The organism is Halanaerobium sp. DL-01 (assembly GCF_003338615.1).
Taxonomy (GTDB): domain Bacteria; phylum Bacillota; class Halanaerobiia; order Halanaerobiales; family Halanaerobiaceae; genus QPJE01.
The window spans coordinates 1-12,183 of sequence record NZ_QPJN01000005.1; the positions used below are offsets into that span (position 1 = coordinate 1).

The 12,183-nt window shown below is 32.6% G+C and carries 9 protein-coding genes and 1 other annotated feature; of the genes, 1 reads left to right on the plus strand and 8 read right to left on the minus strand.

The annotated features are described in order from the left end of the window. Positions 1-474: 474 nt before the first annotated feature. The 3 genes from def to DER71_RS02745 are packed head-to-tail and all read right to left on the minus strand — an operon-like array spanning position 475 to position 3,582. The gene (def, locus tag DER71_RS02735) at positions 475-984 is read right to left on the minus strand and encodes a peptide deformylase (protein WP_114458038.1); all 510 of its coding nucleotides are present in this window, start codon (positions 982-984) and stop codon (positions 475-477) included. A gap of 44 nt (positions 985-1,028) precedes the next feature. Beyond that, a complete protein-coding gene (locus DER71_RS02740; RefSeq protein ID WP_114458037.1) occupies positions 1,029-1,472 on the minus strand; it encodes a GNAT family N-acetyltransferase in 444 nt (147 codons plus the stop codon). Then, a complete protein-coding gene (locus DER71_RS02745) occupies positions 1,462-3,582 on the minus strand; it encodes an EAL domain-containing protein (RefSeq protein ID WP_233487009.1) in 2,121 nt (706 codons plus the stop codon). Before DER71_RS02745 ends, DER71_RS02740 begins: the two co-directional genes overlap by 11 nt. Before the next feature lie 456 nt (positions 3,583-4,038). On the opposite strand from DER71_RS02745, the gene dmpI reads away from it, so the two are divergent. Continuing rightward, positions 4,039-4,224 carry a 4-oxalocrotonate tautomerase DmpI gene (dmpI, locus tag DER71_RS02750; protein WP_114458035.1) on the plus strand — a complete coding sequence of 62 codons (186 nt, stop codon included), beginning with the start codon at positions 4,039-4,041 and terminating at the stop codon, positions 4,222-4,224. A gap of 256 nt (positions 4,225-4,480) precedes the next feature. On the opposite strand, the gene DER71_RS02755 is transcribed toward dmpI, so the two are convergent. From DER71_RS02755 to DER71_RS02775, 5 genes are all read right to left on the minus strand, one after another. Continuing rightward, positions 4,481-5,740, minus strand: coding sequence for an MFS transporter (locus tag DER71_RS02755; RefSeq protein WP_158531725.1), 1,260 nt, complete (start codon positions 5,738-5,740; stop codon positions 4,481-4,483). A gap of 319 nt (positions 5,741-6,059) precedes the next feature. After that, positions 6,060-7,526 carry a tryptophanase gene (locus DER71_RS02760; RefSeq protein WP_114458033.1) on the minus strand — a complete coding sequence of 489 codons (1,467 nt, stop codon included), beginning with the start codon at positions 7,524-7,526 and terminating at the stop codon, positions 6,060-6,062. Positions 7,527-7,698: 172 nt separating this feature from the next. Next, positions 7,699-7,928: a binding site (T-box leader), on the minus strand. A gap of 114 nt (positions 7,929-8,042) precedes the next feature. Next, positions 8,043-9,125 (minus strand): putative sulfate/molybdate transporter, encoded by a 1,083-nt coding sequence (locus tag DER71_RS02765; RefSeq protein ID WP_114458032.1) that lies wholly within the window; start codon positions 9,123-9,125, stop codon positions 8,043-8,045. 59 nt (positions 9,126-9,184) lie between these two features. After that, on the minus strand, positions 9,185-10,645 hold the full coding sequence (locus tag DER71_RS02770) for a pitrilysin family protein (RefSeq protein ID WP_114458031.1): 1,461 nt from the start codon (positions 10,643-10,645) through the stop codon (positions 9,185-9,187). A 110-nt stretch (positions 10,646-10,755) separates the two neighbouring features. Continuing rightward, positions 10,756-12,108 carry a pitrilysin family protein gene (locus tag DER71_RS02775; protein ID WP_158531724.1) on the minus strand — a complete coding sequence of 451 codons (1,353 nt, stop codon included), beginning with the start codon at positions 12,106-12,108 and terminating at the stop codon, positions 10,756-10,758. Positions 12,109-12,183 lie beyond the last annotated feature (75 nt).

Sequence of the window (12,183 nt, forward strand, 5' to 3'; positions counted from 1 at the left end):
AACTAATTCTCATCAGTTTTGAAGGAGAATTATCCACAAATTTGCCTGTTGATAACTTTTGATTTGTTTCTAAATAAAAAATGGGGAAACTCTATTTTATGGTATAGACTTTCCCCATTTTTTATATACTGCTGCAAAAAGGGGAGATGCAGGAATATTGAAATTTTTAGTCAATGAATCTTAACGAAATGAAGGAAGAAATAGGGTTGAACTGCAGGATGGAGTGAGCTAATCATGAGTCAGGAGGACTCATTGATTAGTGTGCCCTATTTCACACCCGAATTGAGTTTTAGATAAATCTAAAAATTTCGTTGATGACTAAAGCCCCCTTTTTGCAGCTTGAAAATAAATTTTGGGGAAACTCCTGTTTATGGTATTGCAGGTGCTGCTTATGCCAATGTCATTGCCCGTGGAGTTGGCGGCATTTTTATTAATCCCCGGCATGTATCTTTTGGGGGAAATGCATCAGAGTTATTAACTGCTGTATTTTTTTTCGTATTCACTTCTCATTATGATATTTTTATTATCTTTAAGATGGTCTGCTGCCATTATTCCATATAAATGATCTATCTCATGCTGAAAAAGTTCAGCCATATCATCTGTAAATTCTCGCTCTATATTTTCTCCTTCTGGAGTTATATAATTTACTCTAATTTTTTTATGCCGCAAAATCTTTACAAAAAAAGCTATATCCATACTGAAACAGCTGTCCCAGACATAAAACATTTCGCTGCTTTTCCAGTTTATCTCTGGATTGATCATTATTATCTCTTCATCAGGCACACTGGCATAAACTACTTTTTTTAAATAAGCTATCTGTGGAGCGGCAAGTGCTCTGCCGGTTTTCTTCTCCTGCTGCAGATTAATTAATGTATCTTTTAAGTCTTCAACAATTTCTTCCAGATCTTTATCAAATTTTTTTATCGGTTCAGATTCTTCCCTTAATATTGGATTACCCAGTTTTAAAACTTCTTTAACAGCCATTTTTTCTCCTTTCTAATCTTCCCTCTTTATTTTAAGATTATTATTTAAAATTCAAGCAGCATTTCAATATGGGGTATACCGTCTTCCAGATAAACTTCAGAAACATTTTTATAACCCAGACTCTGATAAAAATCATTTAAATATTTCTGGGCCGAAATACGGATCGAATCTGCTGCAAATTTTTCTTTAATAAAAGCTGCAGCAGTTTTCATCATCTTTTCCGCATACCTCTTCCTTCTAAATTTTTCTGCCACAAGCACCCTGCCGATTGAAGGTTCACTGTAAGAAAGTCCGGCCGGTAATATTCTTAAATAAGCAGCTATCTCCTCATTCTCTTCATAATAGAGGTGATAGGACTGCTGATCTTTGTTATCACATTCTGCATAAGGACAGTTTTGTTCTACTACAAATACATCTATTCTCGCTTTCAGGATTCTGTATAAAATATCTGTATTAAGTTGATTAAAATGTTTTATCTTAAAGTTCATTATTTAAGCTCCTGTTCTTCAAAAAATTATTTTCAATCATTTCAGCTGGTGCAGGTCTGGCAAAATAATAACCCTGATATAGATAACATCCGTTTGCCGCCAAAAAGTCAAGTTCTTCTTCTGTTTCTACCCCCTCTGCCACAACTTCCAGATCAAGTGTCTGGCCCATCATTATTATTGTTTTTACAATATTAAAGTTATCTCTCTTATGCAGAAAAGATTTATCTATCTTTAACTTATCTATTGCAAAGCGGTTCAAATATTCCAGTGAAGAATATCCTGTACCAAAATCATCTATAGCTATTGATACTCCCAATTTTTTAAGCCTGTTTAAAACATCTATTGTATATTCCACATCTCTAATAGCTGTTCTCTCAGTAATTTCTAATTCCAGAAATGCTGGATTTACATCATAATCATTTAAGATTGATTTTATTTTTTCTATAAAATCATCTTCCTGAAACTGCTGAGGAGCAATATTTACAGACATCTTTAAATCATTATATCCTTTCTCATTCCAAATTTTAAGCTGTTTGATAGATTCGTTTAATATCCAATCTCCTAGTTCCAAAATCATACCTGTATCTTCTGCTAATGGAATAAAATCCCCCGGTGAGATGAGTCCGCTTTCCGGATGTTTCCAGCGAATAAGTTCTTCTACACCAATAATTCTATTTTTTCTGCCGTCAACCTGTGGTTGATAGTAAAGTTCAAACTGCTCTTCTTTGATTGCATAGCGAAGCTTATTTTCCAGATTCATTCTGCCGGAAAGTTTCCCATCCATTTTTCTATTATAAAAAGCTATCTTACTTTTATCCTCGGCAAAATGGACAGCAATTCTGGATTTTTTTAATAGGCTGCTGCAGTTTTCATCTGGAACAGCTGCTTTTGCTATTCCAATTTTAGGTTTTATATATATAAGTACTTCATCTATTTCATATGGAAAAGAAAGATTTTTTAAAATTTCTGAAGCAAAAGACAGCATTTTTTCTCTGCCGCTTCTAGAAGTAAAATAAAAGATAAATTCATCATTTTTGCGGGCTATAATTGTTTTATTGTCCAGTTCCTTATTAAGCCTCTGATATATTTCTTTTAAAAGCTTATTTCCTTTTTGAAACCCATAATTGCTGTTAATGAGATTTAAATTATCTGTTATAAGAGTGAATAAATAAAGGTTTTTACTGGAATTTTTATTGTTTTCAAGTGCATCACGTAGATTCATCTGTAGAAAATTCATATTCGGCAGTCCGGTCAGAGGATCATTATAGGTTAAATTATTTATTTTATTCAGCATAGTGTTAAAACCTCTGGTAAGTCTGCCAAATTCATCCCTGCTCTCATAGGTTAAATTTAAATCCAACCTGCCTTTTTCCACTTCTTTAAATGCAGAAATAAGTCGGTTAACTTGTTTGTTGAAATAACTGGAAATATCCAAAATTATAAAAAACATAATCAGTGTTACAGCTGCAAAAATTACCAGTGAAAGATAAAGTGTCTTATTTCTGACTTCGTTTATTTTTTTTATTGAACTCCCAACAATTTCATTGAATTCTGTTTCATAACCACCTGAACCAACAAAAAGGTCTGTGCCAGCTATCGGCTCTACATAACCATATTTTGTTTCTATATTACCTGTCTGTGGATTTATATAAGGATATGTTACCTGACCTCCACCCTTTTTTACTACTTCTAACATCTCTTTTATCAGATATCTGTTTTTTATACTATACCCCATCCTGTTCTGACCTTCGAGTTCCGGTGTTGGAGGTAGAGAAATCGTTTTTCCTTCCAGACTGTATATATAAAAATAATTGTTTTCCAGATCGGCATTTCTGTTTATATCTGCAATCAAATTCTCTTTTTCTTCATCTGTTAAATTATCATTATTCTTATAAATTTCAGCAAAAACAATTGCCCTTGTTCTTACAAGATTTTGATATTTATTATAGAGCTGTTCCAATAGTTTTTCTTCCAATACTGCCTCATTACTGCTGGATAGATTTTCAAATTGATAGAATACTGCTGCCATTAAAAAAATCATTGCTGCTAAAAAGCTGAGCCCTATACCAAATAAAATTTTATTTTTTATAGATAGATTCCTGAATTTCATCAATTTCAACTACTCCTTTTAAATAGTAATATTAATCAATAAACTGGTGTGATTTATTTCTGTATTCAATTTTTTTATTAATTTTAGGCTGATAATCTTCTGATAGTATAGATATTCAATAGACTTTCCCCATTTTTTATATACTGCTGCAAAAAGGGGAGATGCAGGAATATTGAAATTTTTAGTCAATGAATCTTAACGAAATGAAGGAAGAAATAGGGTTGAACTGCAGGATGGAGTGAGCTAATCATGAGTCAGGAGGACTCATTGATTAGTGTGCCCTATTTCACACCCGAATTGAGTTTTAGATAAATCTAAAAATTTCGTTGATGACTAAAGCCCCCTTTTTGCAGCTTGAAAATAAATTTTGGGGAAACTCCTTAGATATTCAGTTTTGATTTTTTATATTTTATGAGATATAATAAGTTTAGATAAAATTATAAGGAGGGATCATTTATGCCACATATTGTTTTTGACGGACCTAAACTCAGCAAAGAACAGAAAAAAGAACTTGTAAAAAATTTCACTGATACTGCCAGCAAAGTTACAAATATTCCCAAAAAGTCATTTGTTGTAATGATCAAAGAAAATAACCTGGAGAATATTGGTGTTGGAGGAGAACTTTTATCTGAAAAAAAATAAATATTATTTCGGAAGTTAAAAAATAAACTTTAACTAAAAAGCTCCCTGGAAATCTTGTTTGACAGCTTAATTATTTATTTCCCGGGAGCTTAAATTTATAAAAGTCCAAAAATGTCCTTCCCAATCCCCCTGACCACATTTTGAATCCTTTCTTTTTTTGTTTATAAATTGCTACCTCAAACCATAAAATATTGAAATTATTATTTCTACAAAAACTGATCTGATATTAATTTAATTATTACTGATGATTTTCTGTTTAGTATTTTACAGCTGACTTTTCGGATTTAGATAGAAGTATATTACTTGTAAAAAGTGCTATAACAGTATAAACAGCCATAATTAACCAGCTTAAACTGTATGAACCTGTTTTATCTGCAATAAGACCAAAAATCGGTGGCCCAATTATTATTCCAAAACGTACAAAAAGTAGTGAAAGTCCCACACCTATACCTGTATTTTCGTCTCCCAGCTGTTTGGACACAGCAGAAAAATACAGACCATTCCAACCTCTTCCTACACTTCCGAGAACAAAAGCAATAAATAATAATATAGAGATATGAGGATCTAATTTGCTGAGAAATGATAGTACAGCTGCTGTTAAAATTATTAAAACTGCAAGCAGATTAAATCCAGTCTTATCATTACCTCCCAAAAACCTGTCATTTAATATTCCCCAGCCAGGTCTACCTGCCATACTTCCCAGCTGAAAAACCATAAAACCAAATCCAGCAGCAACTTCAGAAAAACCAAAATCTGAGTAAAGATAAAGAGTAAAATGAGTAGCAGTTATTCCTGATGCGACTCCGAACATAATTCCCAAAAAACAAAGAGCCAGCAGATATTTATCTTTAAAAAGTATCTTAAGCTGTACAGAAATAGCCGGTTTTTTATTTTTATCTTTTTTTTCACCATCTTTCCCTTCAGAATCTGCTGATTTTTTATTTTTATAGAAAATGAAAAAGATTAGTGAAACAACAAAATAAGTAAAAGACAGCAAAATAACCGCTGCTTTCCATCCTGCTGCAGATGCAGTCCAGGGTAAAATGCTTGCGGCAATAACTCCTCCTAAAGAAAGTCCCAAAGTTATAATTCCAACTGCAGTAGATCTGTTTTCTTTTGAAATCCATTCTGCAACACCTTTTGTTCCTGTCGGCAGAATAATACTCAATCCAAGTCCTGTTGCTGATGCCAGAAGGAGCATCATCACAAAATTGATAGAATATGAATGCAAAAATATAAAAACTCCCATACAGCTGAGCCCTGCTATCATAGATTTTTTAGTTCCCCATTTGTCAGCTATCCAGCCAGAAAAAATCGAAACTGACACCGAACTTATGTAGATAAAAGTAGAATATAATCCTAATTGAGCTTTACCCAGACCATATTCTGCCTGAATAAATGGAAAAAGAGTCATGATACCATTTCTATAAAGTCCACCAGTCATTGTAGCCAGTGTAATAATTATCAGCACTTTCCAGTTAAAATTCTTCCCTGCTTCATTCTCCTTTTTAAGCATTAATAATCCTCCAATTATCGATACATAATTTAAAATGACCATTTTAAATTATTATATCATCACTTAAATTGCATTAACAGGTTAAATTGAAAATTTTTAGGATTAGATCAATAAATTTGATTTCTGCTTCAAAAAAATTGGTTTCCCGAAATATTTCAAATTTCCCAATGGCAGATTTCGTTCTGATTTCAAATCATAACATTTATTTTTTATTTGAGTTTGTTCTTGAGTTGCAGAAATTTTCCTAATTTTAAATAAAATTCAGATAAAAAAAGAGGGCAAAAAACTAAAACTGCCCTCTCTATAAATATATTAAATTTTAAAGACTATCTCCAAAATCTTCTCTAAATTTTCCCACCAGTTTTTGCTGCCAGTTTGAAGTGGTCTTTAATTTGCCGAAGAAAAATCTCAGCACTTCAGGTTCTTCAGTAAATTCTAATCCACCTATCAATTTGCGGTTTTTATAAAGCCAACTTATTCTGTCAGCAGCATATTTAACCTGAGAGAGGGTAAATACTCTTCTGGGCAGAGCCAGACGGAGCAGCTCCATATTGGATAAAGTTTCATTACCATCTTCATCTCTCTGCTCTGACATTGTACCCCTCTCCATACCTCTAACCCCACTAATGAGATAAACAGCGGCTACCAGTGCTCCTGCCGGATATTCTGTCTGAGGTATATGGTCAACAAACTGCATAGCATCTATATGACAGCCCAGTCCTCCAGGGGGTGTAACTACAGGCACATCATTCTTTTTCAATTCTTCTGCCATAAACTTTATAAATTGTGGTCCCTGATTAACCATGTTTTCATCCATTGTCTCTTCCAACCCAACTGCAATTGCTTCCATCTCTCTTACTGACATGCCACCATAGGTTGAAAAGCCTTCATAAAGAGGCAGCAGTTCTCTCATTTTAAGAAAGATATCCCTATCACTGGTACATATTCCACCACCACGTGCATTGCCCAGCTTACGAGCTGAAAAGTAAATAATATCCATTAAATCTGCTATTTCTTGTGTTATTTCCGCTATACTCATATCTCTACATTTTTCTTCTCTTGTTTTTATAAAGTAGAGGTTATCTGCCAGCAGACTTGCATCAAAAACAATTTTTATATTTTCCTGATTGCATAATTCTCTAACCTCTCTCATGTTTGACAGAGAAACTGGCTGACCACCGATAAGGTTTGTTCCTGCCTCTATACGTACAAAAGGAATATTTTCCGACCCATGCTCTTTAATCAAATTTTTTAATTTCTCCAGATCCATATTTCCTTTAAATGGATGGCTGCTTTCAATATTTAACGCTTCATCTATGTAAACTTCTTCAACCTTACCACCATTTGCTACAATATGTGCCTTAGTGGTAGTAAAGTGGTAATTCATTGGTACAACAGATCCTTCTTCTACCATAGTAACAGATATAATATTTTCACATGCTCTTCCCTGATGTGTGGGGAGAAAAAATTCTTTGCCAAAAATACCATTTAAAGTTTTTTCTAATCTGGTAAATGTTTCAGATCCTGCATAACTGTCATCTGCCATCATCATTGCTGCCTGCTGTCTGTCACTCATGGCATTAACTCCACTATCTGTGAGCATATCCAAAAAAACATCTCTATTATTTAATAAAAAAGTATTATTTCCTGCTTCTATAATTGCCTCCAGCCTTTTTTCGATTGGCGGGAGATTTAATTTCTGTACAATCCTGACTTTATGCATTTCTAAAGGAACATCTTCTTCAGAATAAAATTTAATTTGATTTTGACTTCCGTTAGCTACCATACTACACTCTCCTTTAATATTTTTAGTTTATTAAATATTCCTTGATTACTATTTTTTACCATCCTGCTGTTTGCTCTAATTAAATTAAACTTTAGCCTACTTGGAACAAAGCAACTGAATTTACAAACAGATTCCTACTTTTATCACCCCCAAAAAAACAAAATCGCCCTTTTAACAGGACGATAATATCGCGGTACCACCTGAATTAACCTAATAAAATTAGATTCACTCTTTTGGAAGCAGTTAACTTCCTCACCAAATAACGTCGGAACACGTCTGAATCTACTGTTTTCAATTCAGAAACTCAAGGGTGTATTTCAGTCAGCAGCAATTACCAGTTCCCAGCTTACCCGGCTCTCTTAAAATGCTTAAAGACTTACTTCTCCCCATCATAGTTGTTAGATTTTATTTACATTATATTTATTATATTTAATTTTACCACATCTGTCAAGTTATCTTTCTCGAGGAGTTTCCCCAAAATTATCCTTAAGATTGCAAAAAAGAGGAAAGTATTTATTATCCTCTGCTGATCAAAAACTTTTTTATTAGGCTGAATGTCATCATTATCAGAAAAGCAGCCGTCATCCCAGCAAAAAAAGCTATTATACCTGTAATACCTGTATACAATTTGCTTTCTGTTTTAACCGCACTGTTTAAAAGCTGCAAAGCTGAAAAAACTAAAAGAGCACCCAAAACTCCAAAAGGAATGATATTAACTAATTCTTGAGAAGCAAAGAAAAAAGCAGCAGTTAATATAATAACACCTGATATAATATTTGATCCTCCAGTTCTGGCCCCAAAACGGTACTGTGCAGCCAGTCCACCTGCCCCATGACACATTGGAAATCCACCAAAAGCAGATGAAATTAAGGACATCAGACCAATACTTCCCACTATTTTTCTCTCAGACACATTTCTATCCAGCAAATCTTTTATCAGAAGAGATGTTGCCAGTACTGCATTACCTAGAGTTAAAGGCAGTTGAGCTAATGTTCCTTTAATAAACCCTGACCACAGTTCTACTCCAGCAGGCAATGTTAAAACAGGAAGATTAAATGCTGTGGTTTCCGGAAAACCATAATTATATATGCCCACTCCAAGACCAAGGACAAAAACTATCAGTGAAGATATATCAGATATTGGTAGAAAGTAGAACAATATTATGATAAAAGCTGAAATTAGACCAATTAATAAATCATCAGCAATAAAATTTAGTGCGGTTTTAGAGAGTGTCAGCGCCAGACCAAACTGTATACCTCTAATTAACCAGTGTGGAACATATCTTTTTATAAATTTCATACCATCAGTCAGAGCAACTATTAAAAAAATAATACCTGTCATTATACCTGCACCAGCAATTTCACCTGCAGTTAGGGCTCCACTTATTGCAATTGCTCCAATTGCCTTCATTGGTTCTACCGGCATCGGCAGCTTGTAATATATGCCTGTTAATATATAGCTTATACCAAAAAAGAACAGTACAGGCGCAATATTTATTTTAGTAACTGCTGCCACACCAAAAATAATAGGGATTAAAGTACCAAAATCACCTACTGCTCCTGCTGCCTCTTCTATATTGAATCTAAAATCTTTCTCCACAGCTAAAATAACACCTACTTTCTAATTTTTGCTACAGCACTGGCCGAGCGACCTCTAATTTAATCAATTTCTATAACCTCTACAGAAATACTATTTTCTTCAAATTGAGGCAGAATATCTTCCTTTTTCCCAACAATAACTGTCAAAAATCTACCTGGATAGATATATTTCTCAAAATATTTGTTTACGTCTTCAGCAGACAAAATATTATATGCCTGAATAAATTTATTTATATAATTTTTATCTCTTTCTTTAAATTCAATATTAAAAATCACTGACTGAAGCAAATCTTCTTTTCTGCGGTAGCTTTTGGGAAAAAAAACATTTCTTCTGTTAACTATCTCAAAAATATCATCTTCTGTTATTTGCTCTTTTCCCTGAATAATCTTTTCTATTTCTTTATTTATGGATTCCACGGCCAGATAGGTTTTTTCTGGCTTTACAGATGTATTTAAAATATAATATCCGCCAGCTTTTTTATCTACATATTTTGAATAAATATTGTAAACTAATCCTTTTTCCGCACGCAAATTTTTGGAGAGTCTGGAAGTTAAATCTCCTCCTCCAAATATTTCATTTCCGAGTGTAAAAGCTATTCTGTCTTTAAAATATCTAATATCAAGATTATATCCCATTTTGATTTTAGCCTGTGTTGCATCTTCTTTGTTTATCAAAATAACTTTTCCATAATTACTCTCTTCTGCAGTTACTGTAGGCTGTTTCCAGAATTCACTGCTGTTTTTCCAGCTGCTAAATTCTTTATGTAGTTTTTTCAGCATTTTTTTGCTGTCAAAATCACCATATAAAATCATAATTGTCTTATTAGGTCTAACTGTTTTATCATAATATTTTTTTAAGTTCTCTGGGGTATAATAATCTAAATTATCAAGCAGCAGATCCAAATCATGTGCATAAGAATATGGATGTCCTAAGTAAATATTTTTAAAAAAATACATTTCTAAAAGGCTATTTTGTCTGGTTTTGGACTGCTGTATATTACGCTCTCTTTCAGCTAAGAGTCGGCTGCGGTATTCTGCTGCAAAATTGGGCCTTAATAAAATCTCCTTTAAAAGAAATATTAATTTATTTTTTTCTGAAGTTAATGCATTTCCGCTAAATGATATATAATGATCAGAACTGGACAAATTTAGATCAACAGCATTTAATTCTTTAAACCTGTTCAGCTCTTTTTCTCCATAATTTTGTGTTCCTGTATTCATTACTGCAGTCATAAAATCTGTTATACCTGCATTATCTTCATTCTCTAAAATTCTTCCACCCTTTATATAACCTTTGATATCAATATATGGCAGGCTGTGGTCTTCTAAAAGATAGATTTTAAGCCCATTATGGAAAACAGCAGAATTATAATTAGGAATATCTAAATATGGAATAGGATTGGTGTTTTCCGATAATTTGCTGTAAAGCTCCTGTGTAAAATCAACTTCTGCAGAGGTATGGATTGTAAAAGTTATTAAAAGAGAAGTAATAATCAGAATTACAAACAGCTTTTTTCTCATTTTTATCACCCTTATTAAAATTTAATTATTAACAAAAATAATCTTGAATAAATATCAGCTGCTGATCTCAAATACAAGTTTTTACTTTTAACTTAAACTGCTGTCAGATTTTATTTTTTGGGCATAATATAACCTATTGTCCGACTGCTTTTATTAAAATATTTTTTAGCGGCATCTATTATATCTGCTTCAGTTACACTGTTAATTCTCTCTATTTTTTCTCTGTAAAATTCTGGTCTGCCGTATTTAATGTAATCTCCAATAATCATATCCGAAAAATTACTTATATTCTTCTGTGCTAAAATAAGATTTTTAGTCATTCCTTTTTTCATAATTTTTATCTCTTCTTCGGAAACACCATTTTCTATTATTTTCTGCAGTTCTTTTTCAAAACCCTGTACTACCTTTTCTATATTTATTTCTGAATTAGGAATTAAAACAATTCTAGAAAAATTCGGGACAGATAATGACGTCCTATAAGCATTAGCGTCAAGCAATATATTCTGCTTCTGTTTAAGTTCTTCTATTATTCTAGATGTAGAATTGTTGATCAATATATTATGCAGAAAATCTACTGCTTCCATATCTGGATTATCGCCAGACGGCAGTTTATAAAACATTACTATATAGGGTACTCTTGTTACTTTCCTAATCTTAACCACTTTTTCCTCTTTTTGCTCTGGAAATTTAAATTTAGCTTTTTTAACTTTTTTGGACTCATAATCACCAAAATATTTTTTTACCAGCTGATAAGCTTTTTCTCCTGTTACATCACCACTTATAGATATAACAGCATTGCTTGGTACATAATAATTTTCGTAATAATTATATATATCATCCAGTGTAATCTGTTCTAAATCTTCTTTCCAACCGATTATTCCGTGTTCTAATGGAGTATTTTTAAATGCAGCAGCATTAATTTCTTCGACTGCTGAACTAAAAGCATCATTTTCTATATACATCCTTCTCTCCTGAATTACAACTTCTTTTTCCCGCTGAAATTCTTTTTCAGAAATATTAAGATTTCTCATTCTATCAGCTTCAATAGCAACAGCCAATTCGAGGTTGGATGAAGGAAGTGTTTCATAATATTTTGTTCTCCAGTGAGCAGTTGAAGCATTTTCTGAACCCCCAACATCTTTTATCATTTCCGATATCTGGCCTTTGTTTAAGGTGTCTGTTCCTAAAAACATAAGATGTTCCAGCAGATGTGAAATACCGGTTAAACCTTTTTTCTCATCGATTGAACCAACATCATAATATATCGAAAAATTTACAATCGGAACTTTATGGTCTTCAAATACAAATAATTCTAATCCATTGTCCAAACTATAATATTTATAATCTACTTCAGGAATAAATAGATCACTATCAGCATTTTCAGCCTGAACTGCCGATATTATTATAAAAGAAATTAAAATAAAAGTAAAAATAATAAATAAATTTTTGTTGATTTTTTTCATAATTAATCCAGCTCCTTTTCCAAATTTATATATAATTTTATTTTTTAAAAAATAAAGCATTATTTTGCTATTGCA